Genomic DNA, 16,617 nt, shown 5'->3' on the forward strand with positions numbered 1-16,617 from the left:
TCAAGTACGATTATTCTGCAACGGAGTTAGAATTTTACAAGAAAGAAGATCGAGACCAGCTAAAGCGAGAGATAGAAGAAATGAAAAAACAAAAGAGGTAACAGCATCGTACCACAAAGTATATTAATTATAGAAATGTGGAGTTCGAAAGGACTTCACATTTTTTATTTGTCCATTTTTGTCATTGCGATATTCAGCAACGGATACTTCAGCGTATCTAAAATTCGGTAGGCCTTATGATCAGAACCAAATTTCATCCATTGGCTATCTTCCCGCCTAAGCTGAAGAAAACGAGTTTCAAAAACTGAAGCTGTGATCTCGTTGCTTAAAAAACCACGTATAAGATCAAGGTAGAGACTGTAACATGAACTGTGTCAGAGGAATAATTCAATAAGATTATTTATATTCAATTATTCAAACGACACGGTCAAGTTACAGTCTCGAGAAAATATGAAATCATTATTATTGACATTACAGATACGGACTGAACAAAAAACGGGTTATAACGAGGATTTTGCACAATCCAGGCTGAAACCTATCGTCCTTATGGTATATCTCATGATTTCATAGGTTAAGCTCCTAAAATTGCATCACACGTTTCGACTTTGATCCCCCCTTCTGTTGGCGTCATCTCTGACCATAGCCAATTAAAATACTGAATCACTTGCCGAGCTGGGATCATGGGCCTATCGGCGGTGGTGTGTCCATCAGCAGCCACGGTAATAGAATAGTCTCTCGTCAAGGCTGATTTTATAGTGGAATCCACACAGAAATCTGTAGCACATCCAGTCACGATCAGTTCCTTCACTCCCTCACTCCTCAATATCGCCTGAAGATCAGTTTTATAAAATGAATCATTCGCTGTCTTAGAAACAAATATGTCAGCGGCACCTCTGATCAGCTCAGGTAACAAAGACCACTCTTCTGTCCCCGGCATGAAACAGTTTTCCTTTGTCCCATCATGCTGAATAAAAATGACCAGGTCTCCGTTTTTTCTGAATGCATCAGAAAGTCTGTTTATCCGATCGATAACAGCAAAGGTATCCTGCCGCAGCTCATAGGGTCTAAAACTCCCCAGTTGCATATCTATAATTAGTAAGGCTCTCATTTGTGAACTAAATCTATATTATTGATAAATATACGTCGACGAACACAACAAGATTTCTATTCCTAATTTTACTCTTTAGAGGAAAGACTGGATACAACATGTTTATACCGATTGGAATGAAATTTTTTAAAAAAATAAAGCACCAATAAAAACTGGGTATAACCATAGACTGCATCTTCAATGGGAACCGTAAATATTCTAACCCCCATAAAGTCTGATGAATTATAATTAACTATCGGGGATTCGAGTCCTGTTCCAGTCAGTATGCCATTGAAAGGTAAAAATCCCAACATGAGCAGGGTAAATACCAAAGAGGCCTGTGTAATCCATTGTACACGTAACACGAAATGAAAGATCAATAGCATCAAGATCGTAACAGCGGCAGTGACAACAGTATATATGCGATCTGCAAAACTAAGAGCTACGACAGTACATACAATAACACTAACAAAAACCAGGATATTGTTAAAGGCACTGAGCTGCTGCAAGCTGAAGAATTTATCAATGCAAAAATAGGTAAAGATGCAGGAAAATGGGATAAAGATAAAAAACAACCATTCTTCTAAAGGTAAGCCCAAGATCCGCAGACCAAGTGTATATCGGGTATCAAACCACCATACCCCCCTACTCGTAAACCAAATATCCCAGGCAATAAAAAAAATAGCAACCAAAATAGAAGATTTTAAAAAAGGAATAAATTCACGATCAAATCGAAGCCGCCTGTCGAAGGATGCGACAAAACATATTACGACCGTAAAAAATAAGATAAGCGCATAGGTATATTGCATCATGTTTTTTCATTTTTATTATACATTTTAAAGTATTCCATCGGAACATATAAAAAGCCAAAGCACTCGCCTTGTTCCTTGCCAAGATGTTTGTGATGTTGTTTGTGCGCTCGACGAAGTGCTAAAAAATAACGGTTATTTGTTTTGTTCAGAAATTTGAAACGTTGGTGGATAAAAATATCATGCACAAAGAAATAAGCCATACCATAGATCATAATTCCTAATCCAATATAAAAAAGGTAATTATAATCCCTTAGCGATCCATAGTACATCAAGGCAATGGTGGGCAGTGCAAAAATCACAAAGAAATAATCGTTCTTTTCCAAAAAGCCTTTGTTACTATGGTCATGATGATCTTTGTGCAATACCCACAGAAAACCGTGCATAATATATTTGTGAATAACCCATGTGGCGCCTTCCATGGCAATAAACGTGACCAGTACAGTGATAAAATCCATAATCGATATTATAAATAGGCAGCTTTGTAACGCAGATAACTTTTCAGGGCAACATAGGCCTTTTCTGTATTTGGAATCCGGATTCTATTTTCCAAAATTTCTTTTGAAGACTTTTTACGGATTTTTGCAAATAGCGAAAGGTAATATTTGTAGGCCAGATAGACTCCGAATTTCGCCGATGTAGGCAATTTTTTTATTCCCATAAGCGCTTCTTTAAATTCAATGTGGATTTCATCCTCAATCTGACTTTTGAGTGCATTATCGAACACAGCCATATCTAAATTCGGAAAATACGTACGACCAAGGACATGATAATCTTCTTTAAGATCACGCAAAAAGTTTATTTTTTGGAATGCGGAGCCAAGTTTCATCGCATAAGGTTTTAGTTCCTCGTAGTGCTGCCTGTTGCCTTCTGTAAAAACTTGTAAGCACATAAGTCCCACCACTTCTGCCGAACCATAAATGTATTCCTTATAACGTTCGGAATTGTAATATACCTTATTTAGGTCCATTTCCATGCTATGGAGAAATTGACGGACTAGCTCAATATCTATATTATACTTATGAACAGTTTCCTGAAAGGATTGCAATATCGGATTTATTGAAATCCTTTCCTCTAACGCGCAGTTTGTTTCCAGATATAATCTTGCTAACAACCGCCGCTTATCATAATCATGAAAACTATCCACAATTTCATCAGCAAGCCGGACATAGCCATAGATTGCATATATACTATTACGAATGCAAGGTTTAAGCGCTAAAATACCAAGCGAAAAGCTTGTGCTATACTTTTCTGTTGTTTTTTTGCTTACTTCATAAGCGAGTTCATCAAATAGTTTCTTCATGGTATTAAAATTTATGATCTAATTCAATGGCTTCTTTTGCTACAATTTTCCCCGATATGATGGATGGTGGTACACCGGGCCCCGGAACGGTAAGCTGACCTGTGTAAAAAAGATTACAAATATTTTTATTCTTTATTTTTGGTTTCCAAACAGCAGTCTGCTTTAAGGTATTTGCTAGCCCATAGGCATTGCCGCCATAAGCATTATAATCCAGCTGAAAATCACTGACACAATAACTCCGTTTATACGCAATCTTCTCGTAGAGGTTTGTTACTCCGGTTTGCTTTTCGAGGCGTTCAAGCATGTGCCGTAAATACTCTTCCCGTGTCTCTTCAATATCCGAGATGCCAGTCGCCAAAGGCATCAATAAAAAGAGATTCTCCTGACCCATTGGGGCAACACTTTTATCTGTTTTGGATGGGCAACAGGCATAGAAAAGTGGTTTTTCAGGCCATTTTTTAGCTGAATAAATAGAATCAATATGTTCATCCAGGTTATTTTCGAAGAAAAGTGTATGATGTGTTAAATTAGGTATTACTGATTTCATACCAAGATAATAAATAAGGCTAGAAGGTGCGAATGTCCGACTCTCCCAATACCCCTCATCATAATTTCTAAACTCTTTCGGCAATTGCTTTTCTATATGATGATAGTCTGCCGAAGCGACCACAAGATCAAATTTCTGATCTTGACCATTAATCTTTAATGAAGTGATCATTCGGTTTTCAATTTCAAAGGCATCCACATTGTGGTTGAAGTGGAAAGTAGCACCTTGCGACTCGGCAACCTGTTTCATGGCTAATACCAGCTGAGAAAAACCGCCCATGGGATAATGTGTTCCCAGTGCATAACCGCCATAGTTCATCAGACTATATAATGCCGGAATATCTTTGGGCGATGCACCTAAAAAGATGACTGGAAATTCCATCAAGGTACGAAGTCTTTGATCGTTAAAGTATTTGCCCACGTAGGACCTAAAATTAGAAAACAAATCCAGTTTGAATGCACTAAGTGCAATTTTCGGTGAGATGAACTCGAACCAACTATGACAAGGCTTATTGACAAAATCACGCATTCCGACCTCATATTTGAATTTTGCGGAATACATAAACTTATCAAGTTTTGCCCCCGCCCCGGCCTCGATCTGTTCGAACAATTCCTTTAAATCTTCGTAAGATTTAGGGATGCTGATCTTTCCAGCAGGAAATATCATCTCAAATTGTGGATTGAGCGATACAAGATCAAAAAAATCTGAGGTATGGAATCCAAAATCTGAAAAGAACGATTCGATAATATCGGGCATCCAATACCAGCTAGGTCCCATGTCAAAACGAAAGCCCTCAGGTGTACAAAAATGTCTAGCGCGGCCACCAGGCCCTTCATGTTTTTCAAACACATGTACATCATACCCCGCCTCGCCAAGATAGGCCGCGGCTGAAAGGCCCGAAAAACCTGCTCCGATGACAGCTACTTTTTTTCTCGTTTTCATTATACTTAGCTCCCTCTATATGTTGAATATCCAAATGGACTTACAGTGATCGGAACATGGTAATGCTTGTCGTCTTTTATTTCAAAAATGACTTCAATAAAAGGGTAAAATGTTTCGAGCTTTTGAAGGAGAAAATAACTTTCTATATAGAATTTAAGCTTGTATATACCTTTATTATCAGTTTTACCGGTTAATAAAAAATTACTGATACGACCGTTAAAATCCGTTTTTTCACTTGCTATAGTAATCCATTGTCCATTTGACATCAACTTCTCCAAATCAACTTTAACATCTGGAGCAGGGCTTCCTTTGGAAATATCCAGAATGTGGCTTGACAATTGATATTTAACATGCTGACTATATACAGGCAATCCAAAGAATACACAAAACAACATAATAAAGTGTTTTTTTTTAATCTTCATACTATAATTTTCTTATTGTTCTACTTTGTCCATATACTCTTGGGTTTTGAAAAAATATGCAACCGCGGATGCTACTGAGAAATAGCCTAGGGCCCCATTAGATATATTGGAGCTTGGATTTCCTGGAGCTGCCCCGCCAGGATTTGCAGATTGAAACTCATTCCAAAATTTGTAAACACTGGCATCAATACAGTACCGAATTATCCTCACTTCGTCATTCAGCTCCAAATCTATTGTACGATCAGAGATTTCATGCGTAACATATTTTCCATCGTTGAACTTATCGTTATATGTTGAAGCAAACCGTATAGGAGAATTATTGATAGCGATTTCGTACAGATAATAATTGTTTACTTGTGCCGGATCGTAAAATTTAAAGGTTGGATAGTAACGCTCTTCTGTAAAGATTTTTTCTTTTGAGATTCCTAGGGAATCAACGGCCACGTAGGTAGGCATAGTTACCGAAGACCGATAATATTCTCCTTCTAATTCTATTTCAAGGCTATATTTTGTTCCTGGACGGACGCGGAAGTTTTGGGCACGATAGTAACCATCGCGTTCATAAACAAAAGTTATTTCCTCATTCGCAGAAGACCGCACCACCACCGATGCGCCGGAAATAGGATCGCTCTTTCTATCTGTACCGAAAGCGACAGTTTTAGTAACCCTAATGAGCTGATCTACGTTTAAATCATTTAAATTGGCTTCAATCACAATGCGCGCTTCGCTATTTTCCAGCTCTAGATCGATCACTTTTTCACAGGCGGAAAATAAAACAGTCAGAAGCGCCAATATTGTAAGTAGGTTTCTTTTCATAATATTAAAACTTAAAATTCCAGGTAACTGATGGTATAATACCAAATAATGCAATCTGATAGGCTTCTGTTATATTGGGATTGTCTTCATTTTCCCTAAAGTCCACAATATAGGCATTGCGTCGGTTGTAGGCATTATATAGCCCAAATGTCCAGCTGGAAGTAAAACGTTTGTTTGATTTTTGAGGTTCATACGTTGCAGACAGATCCAAACGATGGTAAATTGGCGATCTATGGCTATTTCGCTGAGTATAATAAAATAATGTGGTATTGTTTAAGTCATATTTCCCTGCTGGATAAGTAACTGCATTACCACTGTTGAAAATAAAATTTGCCCCCAAAGACCATTTATCCGACAACTTATACATGGTCACCAAGGAAAGATCATGGGTACGATCCTGCCGGGCATTAAACCAGGCTCCCTGGTTAATTCCATTAAACTTTCGCTCACTCTTCGATAAAGTGTAACCTATCCATCCACTTAGTTTACCACTATTTTTCCGTAGCAATAATTCAAGACCATATGCACGACCCTTACCAAAAAGAAGTTCTCCTTCAAGCAATTCGTTAGCCTGGAGATCAGCGCCGGTGCGAAAGTCGATCTGATTGGCCATGGCCTTATAATAGGATTCCACTGAAAATTCATAAGCGCTACCGTTGAAATTTCGAAAGTATCCGAAAGCAATCTGATCAGCGAGCTGCGGTTTGATATTCAAGCTGCTCAACACATACTGATCTGTAGGAAGCGCCGAAGTGGAATTGGTTAATTGATGCAGATTCTGCGCCATCCGATTATAGGAAAGTTTAATACTGCTCAGGGAATTTAAAAGTAGGCTTGCAGATAGCCTGGGTTCCAGATTGATGTAATGCTTCGCTACCGTTCCCTTTCCAAAATATTGTTCGTCAATAACATCTCTGTCGTCATCAAAACGATAGAAAGTACCTGGCCCCATCACCATAAAATCCGACAATCGGACACCATACAGTAAGGAAAGGCGATCGTTGGCTTTCCATTCATGAGAAAAATAAGCGCTTACATCCCAGCCTTTACGCTTTTCAATGCGAATCGAATTGACATTGGCATCTTTGTCAGCAGCTAAACTTGCAGGTCGAATATTTTGGTTCAGCGCATTTGCGCCAAATCGTATTGTGGACCTATTGGATGGGTAAAAAGAAAAATCCTGTTTGAGATTCCAATTCCCAATTTTAGAAGCGATATCAAAGTCACCGCTATTACCATTGACGCCAACATTGTAATTAAAATCACTGTAAATTAAGGAGGTATTACTAAACAAGCGATCATTGAAAATATGATTCCACCGCACAGTAGCTGTTGTATTTCCCCAGTTAAAACCAAATTTATCTGAAAAACCCAATTCATCCTTTCCAAAGTAACCCGAAAGGAAGACTTTATTTCGTTCGTCAATCTTATAGTTTAGTTTAGCATTTAAATCATAAAAATATAATTTACTCTGCTTCACATCCTGATCATTTGAAAGTTTGAGAAAAAGGTCCGCATATGTACGCCGGCCACTGAGCATGAATGATCCGCGATCATCAGGCAAAGGTGCCGATACCTTTAGGCGCGATGCAATAAGACCAACACCGCCTTCAGCAGAAAACTCTTTCTGATTTCCATCCACCATCGTAATATCCAAAACGGAAGATATTCGTCCGCCATATTGGCTTGGTATCCCACCTTTGTACAGCTGCACGTCTTTAACCGCATCAGAATTGAAGGTGGAAAAAAAACCTAAAAGATGAGCGGCATTATAAACAATTGCTTCATCCAACAAAATCAGATTCTGATCTCCCCCTCCACCACGAACAAAAAAATTTGTGCTTCCCTCGCCTCCACTCTGCACACCGGGCAGCAGCTGTATCGTCTTGAGCAGATCTTTCTCGCCAAATAGTACAGGTACGTTTTTTATCTCTTCCATACTAAATTTGAATGATCCCATCTGTGGACTACGCACATTTTTATTGCGTTGAACGCCCGATACAACAACCTCTTGCAATGCATTCTGGTTGGGTATGAGTTCGATATCATTCTTCATTGATTCATTTAAGGAGATTGTTTTTGTCTGAGTTTCGTACCCCACATAACTGAAAGTCACGATCCGCTCTCCTGCTTCGAGTACTAGGGAATAGAACCCATAATTGTTTGTTGACGTTGCTCGCTCTGTATCCTTTTCTGAGACAACTGCACCGATTAGAGTCTCACCTGTATTTGCATCTTTCACAATGCCAGAGAGTACTTTCTTTTGGGCTAAACCAGAAAAAGCACTTAGCATAATGAGTGTAGTTAAAATGAAATTTTTGTCAAACATACGGCTACCTTTAAAAATTCAAAATCAAATATAGTTTATTTAAACTCTAATTTAGTATTAAATAACACTACTTTTTTAAAAAATAATAAAGACATGACCGAATTGTAGTACAAAAACGACGAAATATTTTCTATGCACGCTATTTCATATCAAAAGCATACAATTGATATTCAGCATTATAAATAAATGAATAAAGAATAATTTTTAAAATAGAGATAGGTTAAACTTATCTCAATCCTTTTTGAGATATTGTTCAAGATGGGTCACATCTTTCATATCAATCAGGGTATGGTGATGGTGATCGAGCTTAGCAAGTAATATTATTAATAAATCGCGTTCTTCGTTTGAAAGGTTGCCGATCAGGATATTACCTACCGTTTTCATGTTAGGCAGCACCTTAAACAGTTCAGCACGGCCAGCATTGGAAATACAGATTGGTTTGGCTCTTTTATCGGAGACTTTGGGTGCTTCTTCGATTAAACCAAGTCGCATTAATCGACGGATGACTTCTGTACCAGAAGCTTTTTCGACAGCATTTTTCCTAATCAGTTCTGTCTGAAGTAGCTTATCATAAGAGAACAACACCATTAGAAAGGTAAAATCTTCCGGAGTCTGCAGATGGGTTCCTTCGAATGCTAACTTTATGTAATGTTTCGCATAACGATTCATCATCAAAAGAAGTTTACCCAAATCTTCTGCCGGGACATCTCTTTCTGTGACAATAGCATGCTCTCCCCCAACTTTACGTGTCTGGGTCATCCCAATTGAATTTTTGAGATACATGTATTTTAAAAAATCAGTGAGCGTACCATTCACCGATTCATTGGTACAGTAATCCTCTAGCTCTTCAGCTATTTCGATCAAAAGATCTTTTCTTATCATCACAACTTTCTCTGCTATACAAATGAAAGATTTTTATTGCGAAAAAAAAAGTAAAAGGTTTTTGTATCAGTTTCTATTTGAACGACTGATTATTAAAATTGATCACTTTGATCTTATAAACAGCCTAAAATTTTGAAGGCGTTTCTATATATATCATTATTGTTACTTATCATCCACTTTCTTTTCGCCAATCACTACATCACCGAGAATGGATCTTAAATACCCTTCAAAAGCTATATTCAATCCTTCAATAATAATTTTATCGTGTGAATTGATATCGCCAATTATTTTCTTATCATCATAAGCATCACCAACAATTGCCAAAACACAACGCCCGCTGTGTTTTGAAAAAAGCCCAACTCCTATTATTTCTTCACCAAATTTCACAAACCAGGTTTCTTCCTTATGGTCTTCCGTCGTATTTGGTATGTGTATAGCCGTAGGACAGGTCAAACATACTGCGATTTTGATAAAAGCGGCAATTATTGACAGACAGGTAATTTGTCCGGATACTGAGTATGCCGCCGCGTGTCGCATTAAAGACTTCACAGCGGTCGAATGAAATTTCGCTACAGTCGGAAATATACACATTGTGATAATAGGTTCCGCTTTCGCCCTGTGGAATTTCAAACTGACCGAAACCTTTTATTTTAAGCCCCTCGAAGGTAACTTTTGAGGAATTAGTGAGGTTGATAAAATTCCTTCCTGCCACATACTGGTACAAACCGCCGTTGTTCGAATAGAATTTGATATTATTTGCCTGATCAATCTGGATATTTTTGATTGCATAAAATCCATCAAAGTATACATTCAATCCTTTAACAATAGCAAGGTTCACAAGCTTCTGAAATTGTACAGTATTATCTGTGATCGTGGCACTGACGCCAAAATACCGGACATCGATCTGATCCGCAAATTCGTGTACCAGCTTGTTACTTTGAACAGCAATAACTCGACCACCATCATCTGCTCCAGGATCTGGACTTACCGGAGCTAAATAATAAATAATCGGTGCCGCTGTATCTCCTTTTTCGTGATACCCTAACAACTCCACCCCATCGTAGGTACCGTTTTGCAATGCTGCGATTTCAATTGCAGATAAAGCACGCATATCTGCCATCGTGTTCTTAACTAAAAATTGATTTGCCATAATTCTTTTCTTTTAAAATATATAGCAAAAGTAGGCGGGCCGAAGCTGCTATCTGAGGAAAAGAAGGGGTATGTAAGCGGTAGTGAGGAGATACCGAAAAGTCTAGGGTAAGAAAATTTTTCATTTATTGTATTAGCTACAAACACATTTGTGTAGTTTTTAGCTACAGTCCTATATCATATTCAGATATTTTATAATATTACATAAAAACCAAATTTTAATGAAAACAATAAAATTTACATTATTTATCATTTCATTGTTCTTTTTGTCGTGCTCGAAAAGAAACGATTCAATAACGATCAATGAAGACAAATCTATTAGCAAACTTAAAGCAGCGGTTGTTACGCCGACCCCAAGTCCAAACGCCTACATATCTAGGTTCGAAAGTGAAAATACAGACTTGGATTCAATGAAACCTGGTACATTCCATAAATTAAGAGGAGATCTTACTAAGGGGCCCCATTGACACTATAGTTACTGCAAATTTAGCACCAGGGCAAGAAGCTTATGGATTGACCAAATTTCCCTTTGTGAAAGGAAAAGAATATACACTAACTTTTCCAATAAACTTGGAAGGTTATGATGACAAATCATTTCTTGAGGTATCTTCAAAATCATATTTTCCTGAAATTGAAATATATACAATTAAAAACTTAAATGGATCAGGGTTATTTACGCAATATATAAATCCACCACTAAAATCAACGAATGATGTATTTCAGAAGATATCAATACCAGGTCCTCAAGATATCAACAAGCATCAAAGTAGAACAATAACGTTAAAATTTATTCCGGACGCATGTTTTCAATTTATAGGCTTTAAATTTCGCTCTAACGTAAGTAAGAATACTAAGATTCATTTGAAGACTCCAACGATTAGTGCAAAATCTTTAATGGAATTTGTTGCAGAACCTGAACAATGTATTGGAACTACTCAAGTTGTAACTTACCGAACATCCTCAGGATATGTAATAAATGAACCTGTGAATTGGTACGTCAAAGGAGATTTAGAAATTATTGGAAGTACCAATGGAGCAAACGTAACTGTAAAAAGTAAAGGAACAGGTATTGGTACAGTAGGATACTACCCTTGCGATTCGAGTCTAGGAAGTTTTGAGTTTAATATAAAACCTCCAAAAGAAGACTTTGAAATTTCAGGAAAGCCCATCGTCCGTCCATTAGAGACCTTAGTTTATTATCTTCCTGCTGATATAGGTTTATCAAACATAACTTTCCAGGTAGGCGGTGCAACCGTATTAGGTACAACCGAAAATAGTGTGAGAATTCGTGTTCTTAATAAAGCATATGATAGTTTACCTATTGTATCTATTACAGCAACGGGTAATACTAAATGCGGTCTTTTTACAAAAACACTCTATCCGGACGTAGTTGAGAATTAATATTAAAATAAAACAACGAAGCTTAGTAGAGCTTCGTTGTTTTAAACCTTCTGCATATTCCGGAGTAAATTGGTTCTTCATCAATTTTGGTGAATTAGGCTGATTTAGCAAGAACCATTTTTCTTAATAACTCAAAGCCTGCCTTCCCATACATTTTCCTTTTGATGTTTTTTATTCGGTTTACCTGGCCTTCAACTTGACCATTGCTTATGGATGTTATCACAGCATTATTAACTGCCTGATAGTCCTTTATGAGGTTTTTAGCAAAGTTTTTCAAACCACATTCTGATTTTATCGCCTCATCAATCCAATTTTTTAACAGACCGTCCTGTTTGCTCTGAAACAATCGCTTAAAACCCTTTACCTGCTGCTCCAATTGTTTTATCTGCGGAAATTTATCAAACAGTAATTTCAAAAATTCCTTGTCATCATTTCCCTTAATTTGCTCTAATTCCATATAGAGCATCAAGGAGAGCCTCGCCGGTGACCAGGTTTTTGCTACTATGGGAGTTACTGTTTTGGTTCTAGTGAATGGCTGCATTTGATAAACTTCGTTCATCTTGTGGCAGAACTGTGTGTATTTTCCGTTGAAACCCATCTCTACAATTGTTTCATGCAGTTCGCGGTATGTTTTACCTCGGTTCTCTTCCATCAAGAGAAAGTTAATAAAAGCGTCCAGGTTGGTTGAACTTCTGGATTGCCTTTTTGTAAGTGAGTCCATTAAAACGTATCTTCTAACAGTGCCACGCGCGAGCTTCGTAATTCTGGCAATCTGTCTTAGCGTAATACCGTTTCCGTGTAGCTCTTTAACTTTGTCAAAAAGATACTTTCTAGCGACACTAATATTAGCCGTCAAAATGTTCGGCTCTACGATTTCTAATACTCTCTTAGCTGGCTGCTCAGTCTCAGCTGATGTAGATCGTTCGCTTTTGGGATCATTGTAAAGCTTAAATATCTCCCTTAGTTCTTTTCCTTTTGATTGAAAAATCCTTTTGGTTGCTTCTCCAAGGTTCAACAGTAAGTGAAAGCGATCTGCAACCTGGTTGGCTTGAGGGGCGCCCGCTTTTATACCCAAAGCATATGGTCCATATCGATCCCTGGAAACTGTTTTTATTTCCGGATGCTTTTTTAGCCATTCGGCGAGGGTGCCCGATTCACGATCGGGCAGCAGGTCGATAACTTCTTTTCTTTTTAAATCAACAATAACGGTTCCGTAGGTCCTTCCTTTTTTGAAAGCCCAGTCATCTACGCCAATTACACCAGATGTTAATGAATTAGGTTGTATATTGACTCTTTTGATCACCCGTAAAATAGTGGACGGGCTGACAGGTAGTCCAACATAACCGCTTATTGATGCGCCTTTATTTCCGCCCAGTTCAAGTGCCATTTTAAAAAGAAGATCATTAGAGCGCATAAGTCTTCTATAATAAGGCTTGATTTCACAGTGGAAGCGTTCAGTAAAAATCTTTCTTGGGCAGGCTATATTGTCACAGAAATACTTTCTAGCACGCAGCTTGACTTTCGTTATATGACCGGAAATAGGAAGATCCAAAAGAGTCCTAAAATACCTACTGTGGATCCTAATACTTTTCTTTTTGCAAATAGGACAAACTGAATATTTTTGATAAGCACATGTATTAATACAAAGTTCTCCTGGAGAGGAATATATTGTGTGAGCTTTTAGCTGTAAATTAGAAGGAAGGATAAAATGTGGAATCATGACATAAAAGTATAATAATAAATTACACATTATTATCCATATATTTGTTTGTTTTCAAAAAGAAATATCGTGGGAAAATCAGTCTTAAAAATTCAAAGATCAGAGGCAGGAGAAATAAAAAAATTATTAAACACAAATGATGCTTACGTTGTCGGCGTAAGACTGTATTTGGTATATCTGGTTGCCTTGGGACATTCAAGCAGACGGCTATCGGAACTCCACAGTATCAGTTTCAAGCAGATAACAAATTGGGTGCATCGATTTGAAAAGGAAGGTATAGAAGGATTAAAAGATAAGAAAGGACGAGGGAGGCGTAGCGGGTTGTCGGAAGAACAGCTGGAAAGAATCAAAGAGCTGGTAATAAAAGAAACGCCATTGAATCATGGATATCAATCAGAAAAGTGGACCGGACCTCTTTTGATACAGTGGATTAAAAGAGAATATGGTTTAGTATATCAAAAGGCGCAAATTTATAACTTGCTAGCCAAGGTTGGAATTATCTTTGAAAAGAAACTTGGCCTAATATCTAAAGTGTAATTATTTGTTGTACTTTCACCAAAATTGATGAAGAACCAGTAAATTGACCCCATGATTCCGGCACTTTGCACTGGAGTATATGCGCGATTCCATTGAGTTATCGCATGCCATTCCGGCAGATGTTGACCCCCTAATAAGATTTAGATGGATTTATTCCGGACCATACTGACCCCCTTGGTTATTTTGATTTATTTGGGATAAGATTTTTAAGAGTTATTCCAATGGCCGGTAAATCAAGACCCATGAGTCAGATAAAACAATTGATAAGATTGAAACAGCAGGGCTATGCCATAAAAGCGATAGCACGTTGTTTATCACTGAGTAAGAACACCGTAAAGACCTATCTTTTCAAGATCGGTCAAGCAAAGCTCAACATGAACGAGCTGCTGGAACTGGAGGATCCGATTCTCGACGGGCTTCTGAATGCCGGTAATCCAGCCTATCGTGATGCCCGGTTTGAGGATTTCAAAGAGCGGCTTTCCTATTTTCAGCAAGAACTCGGCCGTCCCGGTGTTACCCGTAAACTTCTTTGGGAAGAATATAAGCAGAGCGTGTCGGACGGCTATGAACTTTCACAGTTCTGTTTCCACCTGGGGCAATATCTCAAAGTACAGAAGCGCAGCTCGATGGTCATGGAACATACGCCAGCAGATAAACTTTATATCGACTTTTCCGGCAAGAAGCTTCATTTTATCGATGGCAATACCGGTGAGATCATAAATTGTGAGATATTTGTGGCCTGTCTTCCTTTTTCCAATTATTGTTATGCCACAGCTGTGCCGAGCCAGAAGACACCCGACTTTTTGGACGCGCTGGATAAATGTATACAGTTTCTTGGCGGGGTGCCAAGATGTATCGTTCCGGACAATCTTAAGTCTGCGGTTATAAAAAGTGACAGGTACGAACCGGAAATCAACCGCTGTATGGAAGATCTGGCCAATCATTACGGTACTGTTATCGTTCCTGCACGCGCTGGAAAGCCCAGGGACAAGAGTGCCGTAGAAAACCATGTAAAGATCATTTATACGCAGGTATTTGCCAAACTTCGAAACAGGAGCTTTTTCTCATTATCAGCCCTCAACAGCGCCGTTGAAGACTGTGTATTGAAGCTGAACCAGACGCGTATGCAGAACAGGAGTTATTGTCGGCAGGAACGGTTCCTCAGCTGTGAAAAACATCTTCTGTTACCATTACCCGAGCATCGCTTTGCACTAAAATATTATGCGGAGCTTAAGATCGGTGAAAACGGGCACGTCTATCTTGGCAGGGACAGACACTTCTATAGTGCCCCGAGTTGCTATATCGGAAAGAAAGCACAGGTTATCTACACCAAGAATCTCGTGCACATCTTTGTTGGAGGAAAACAGGTTGCCCTGCATCAGAGGAGCCCAAAACAGAATGCCTACACCACCCTGGAGGAACATCTGGATGCCAGGTACCGTGAGTTCAGAAAAAGGAACCCTGCCCATTACCTTACAAGAGCAAATGCCATATCTCCGGTATTCAGTGAACTGGTACAGATGATCTTTGACCAGAAACGCCATCCTGAACAGCTTTACAGGACATGTGACGGACTGTTCAGGCTTCAAAGAACCTACAGCGACCTGTTTATAAAGGCCTGCCAGGTGGCTATTACTCATCGCCAGCTACGGTATAAGTTTGTTGAAGGCCTTTTAATAACCGGCATGGTAAACTTTCCGGAGCACCAGGGCGCACAGATCGAAAAAAAACTTCCCCTGCATGAAAATATCAGGAACCGGGGGTATTATTCATAACATAAAAATCAATTACAGTGAACATCGAACACAACATGAAAAGTCTCCGGCTATTGGGCATGGAGCGTAGCTGGAAAGCGCTGGTGGAAACCCGTCGTATGACAGAACTTAACTTTGAGGATGGGTTGCAGCTGCTCTTGCAGTCGGAGCTGGACAGCCGGGAAGAAAAACGGTTTGACAGACTAAAAAGGAATGCTGCCTTTCGCTATCAGGCATCGGTTGAGGAGCTCAATATGGATCCCAAACGCGGTATGGACAAAGCCCAGATCGCTGACCTAATTACTGGCGGGTACATTGAAAGAGGTGAGCCGCTACTGATATCGGGCGCGACGGGGTGCGGAAAAAGCTTTCTGGCCTCAGCCCTTGGTTTAAAAGCATGCTCACAGGGAAAAAAGGTCTTATACTTCAATCTACAGAAGCTGCTCCAGCGAACCAAGATTGCCAGACTGGAAGGATCAATGCACAAACTTCTGGACAGGATTGCAAAAGCTGACCTGCTGATCCTGGATGACTTTGGTCTTGTAAATCTAGACCAGCAGCAAAGGCTGGACCTGATGGAAATTATTGAAGATAGGCATGCCAGATCATCGACCATTATAGCCAGTCAGCTTCCCGTAGCAAGCTGGTATGATGTGATTGGGGAAGATATAATCGCCGACGCTGTATTGGACCGGATTGTACATACTTCACACCGAATTGAACTTAAGGGTGAAAGTCTAAGAAAAAAAAGGTAATATTGTCAGGCTATTGGTAAAAATCCCCCAGATAACCAAAATCAGAGGGGTCAGTATCGCCGGAAAGGGGTCAACATCAGGTTCTTCCCCACTTTTGGTGGTAATACCATCATATTTGTCTTCAATTAGCGTTCATATTTTAATGAATGCATCAAAACTTGTTT

17 protein-coding genes are annotated in these 16,617 nt (G+C 38.9%); 4 read left to right on the forward strand and 13 right to left on the reverse strand.

What is annotated here, in order from left to right; all coding sequences use genetic code 11:
* Window positions 1-164 precede the first annotated feature (164 nt).
* From BGP15_RS26935 to BGP15_RS08815, 12 genes are all read right to left on the reverse strand, one after another.
* Window positions 165-341, reverse strand: coding sequence for a colicin immunity domain-containing protein (locus BGP15_RS26935; RefSeq protein WP_083663712.1), 177 nt, complete (start codon window positions 339-341; stop codon window positions 165-167).
* A gap of 230 nt (window positions 342-571) precedes the next feature.
* Window positions 572-1,108, reverse strand: coding sequence for a cysteine hydrolase family protein (locus BGP15_RS08765; protein WP_286769249.1), 537 nt, complete (start codon window positions 1,106-1,108; stop codon window positions 572-574).
* A gap of 68 nt (window positions 1,109-1,176) precedes the next feature.
* On the reverse strand, window positions 1,177-1,899 hold the full coding sequence (locus BGP15_RS08770; protein ID WP_286769250.1) for a lycopene cyclase domain-containing protein: 723 nt from the start codon (window positions 1,897-1,899) through the stop codon (window positions 1,177-1,179).
* Complete coding sequence (locus BGP15_RS08775; RefSeq protein WP_286769251.1) at window positions 1,896-2,354, reverse strand: sterol desaturase family protein; 459 nt, start codon at window positions 2,352-2,354, stop codon at window positions 1,896-1,898. Before BGP15_RS08775 ends, BGP15_RS08770 begins: the two co-directional genes overlap by 4 nt.
* 8 nt (window positions 2,355-2,362) lie before the next feature.
* Window positions 2,363-3,199 (reverse strand): phytoene/squalene synthase family protein, encoded by an 837-nt coding sequence (locus BGP15_RS08780; protein WP_286769252.1) that lies wholly within the window; start codon window positions 3,197-3,199, stop codon window positions 2,363-2,365.
* A gap of 4 nt (window positions 3,200-3,203) precedes the next feature.
* Entirely contained in the window at window positions 3,204-4,688 is a 1,485-nt protein-coding gene (gene crtID / locus BGP15_RS08785; RefSeq protein WP_286769253.1) for a bifunctional phytoene desaturase/3,4-desaturase, read from the reverse strand.
* A 5-nt stretch (window positions 4,689-4,693) separates the two neighbouring features.
* Window positions 4,694-5,110, reverse strand: coding sequence for a hydroxyisourate hydrolase (gene uraH, locus BGP15_RS08790; protein WP_286769254.1), 417 nt, complete (start codon window positions 5,108-5,110; stop codon window positions 4,694-4,696).
* A gap of 12 nt (window positions 5,111-5,122) precedes the next feature.
* Window positions 5,123-5,926 (reverse strand): DUF4249 domain-containing protein, encoded by an 804-nt coding sequence (locus tag BGP15_RS08795; protein WP_286769255.1) that lies wholly within the window; start codon window positions 5,924-5,926, stop codon window positions 5,123-5,125.
* 4 nt (window positions 5,927-5,930) lie between these two features.
* The gene (locus BGP15_RS08800) at window positions 5,931-8,219 is read right to left on the reverse strand and encodes a TonB-dependent receptor (protein ID WP_286769256.1); all 2,289 of its coding nucleotides are present in this window, start codon (window positions 8,217-8,219) and stop codon (window positions 5,931-5,933) included.
* A gap of 267 nt (window positions 8,220-8,486) precedes the next feature.
* Window positions 8,487-9,137 (reverse strand): MarR family winged helix-turn-helix transcriptional regulator, encoded by a 651-nt coding sequence (locus BGP15_RS08805; RefSeq protein WP_075993673.1) that lies wholly within the window; start codon window positions 9,135-9,137, stop codon window positions 8,487-8,489.
* 162 nt (window positions 9,138-9,299) lie between these two features.
* The gene (locus BGP15_RS08810) at window positions 9,300-9,524 is read right to left on the reverse strand and encodes a hypothetical protein (protein WP_286769257.1); all 225 of its coding nucleotides are present in this window, start codon (window positions 9,522-9,524) and stop codon (window positions 9,300-9,302) included.
* Window positions 9,525-9,540: 16 nt separating this feature from the next.
* Window positions 9,541-10,287, reverse strand: a complete 747-nt coding sequence (locus BGP15_RS08815) for a hypothetical protein (RefSeq protein ID WP_286769258.1) — start codon at window positions 10,285-10,287, stop codon at window positions 9,541-9,543.
* A 530-nt stretch (window positions 10,288-10,817) separates the two neighbouring features.
* Here BGP15_RS08815 and BGP15_RS08820 point away from each other — a divergent pair.
* On the forward strand, window positions 10,818-11,687 hold the full coding sequence (locus BGP15_RS08820; protein ID WP_286769259.1) for a hypothetical protein: 870 nt from the start codon (window positions 10,818-10,820) through the stop codon (window positions 11,685-11,687).
* A gap of 94 nt (window positions 11,688-11,781) precedes the next feature.
* On the opposite strand, the gene BGP15_RS08825 is transcribed toward BGP15_RS08820, so the two are convergent.
* The gene (locus BGP15_RS08825) at window positions 11,782-13,407 is read right to left on the reverse strand and encodes an ISL3 family transposase (RefSeq protein ID WP_286769260.1); all 1,626 of its coding nucleotides are present in this window, start codon (window positions 13,405-13,407) and stop codon (window positions 11,782-11,784) included.
* Window positions 13,408-13,476: 69 nt separating this feature from the next.
* Here BGP15_RS08825 and BGP15_RS08830 point away from each other — a divergent pair, with 69 nt between their 5' ends.
* The 3 genes from BGP15_RS08830 (at window position 13,477) to istB (ending at window position 16,453) form a co-directional block, all read left to right on the forward strand.
* Window positions 13,477-13,944 (forward strand): helix-turn-helix domain-containing protein, encoded by a 468-nt coding sequence (locus BGP15_RS08830; RefSeq protein WP_159732720.1) that lies wholly within the window; start codon window positions 13,477-13,479, stop codon window positions 13,942-13,944.
* Window positions 13,945-14,186: 242 nt separating this feature from the next.
* A complete protein-coding gene (gene istA, locus BGP15_RS08835; RefSeq protein ID WP_239468857.1) occupies window positions 14,187-15,719 on the forward strand; it encodes an IS21 family transposase in 1,533 nt (510 codons plus the stop codon).
* Window positions 15,720-15,736: 17 nt separating this feature from the next.
* Complete coding sequence (gene istB / locus BGP15_RS08840) at window positions 15,737-16,453, forward strand: IS21-like element helper ATPase IstB (protein ID WP_286769261.1); 717 nt, start codon at window positions 15,737-15,739, stop codon at window positions 16,451-16,453.
* Window positions 16,454-16,617: the final 164 nt, after the last annotated feature.

Origin of the sequence: Sphingobacterium sp. 40-24 (genome assembly GCF_001899705.1) — a bacterium.
Classification (GTDB): domain Bacteria; phylum Bacteroidota; class Bacteroidia; order Sphingobacteriales; family Sphingobacteriaceae; genus Sphingobacterium; species Sphingobacterium multivorum.

Bases quoted from the DNA above. Each gene is read 5' to 3' on its own strand.
- BGP15_RS08815 (WP_286769258.1), bottom strand. From the start codon at position 10,287: ATGGCAAATCAATTTTTAGTTAAGAACACGATGGCAGATATGCGTGCT.
- BGP15_RS08795 (WP_286769255.1), bottom strand. From the start codon at position 5,926: ATGAAAAGAAACCTACTTACAATATTGGCGCTTCTGACTGTTTTATTT.
- BGP15_RS08800 (WP_286769256.1), bottom strand. From the start codon at position 8,219: ATGCTAAGTGCTTTTTCTGGTTTAGCCCAAAAGAAAGTACTCTCTGGC.
- BGP15_RS08825 (WP_286769260.1), bottom strand. From the start codon at position 13,407: ATGATTCCACATTTTATCCTTCCTTCTAATTTACAGCTAAAAGCTCAC.
- crtID (WP_286769253.1), bottom strand. From the start codon at position 4,688: ATGAAAACGAGAAAAAAAGTAGCTGTCATCGGAGCAGGTTTTTCGGGC.
- BGP15_RS08780 (WP_286769252.1), bottom strand. From the start codon at position 3,199: ATGAAGAAACTATTTGATGAACTCGCTTATGAAGTAAGCAAAAAAACA.
- BGP15_RS08805 (WP_075993673.1), bottom strand. From the start codon at position 9,137: ATGATAAGAAAAGATCTTTTGATCGAAATAGCTGAAGAGCTAGAGGAT.
- uraH (WP_286769254.1), bottom strand. From the start codon at position 5,110: ATGAAGATTAAAAAAAAACACTTTATTATGTTGTTTTGTGTATTCTTT.
- istA (WP_239468857.1), top strand. From the start codon at position 14,187: ATGAGTCAGATAAAACAATTGATAAGATTGAAACAGCAGGGCTATGCC.
- BGP15_RS08770 (WP_286769250.1), bottom strand. From the start codon at position 1,899: ATGATGCAATATACCTATGCGCTTATCTTATTTTTTACGGTCGTAATA.
- BGP15_RS08775 (WP_286769251.1), bottom strand. From the start codon at position 2,354: ATGGATTTTATCACTGTACTGGTCACGTTTATTGCCATGGAAGGCGCC.
- BGP15_RS08765 (WP_286769249.1), bottom strand. From the start codon at position 1,108: ATGAGAGCCTTACTAATTATAGATATGCAACTGGGGAGTTTTAGACCC.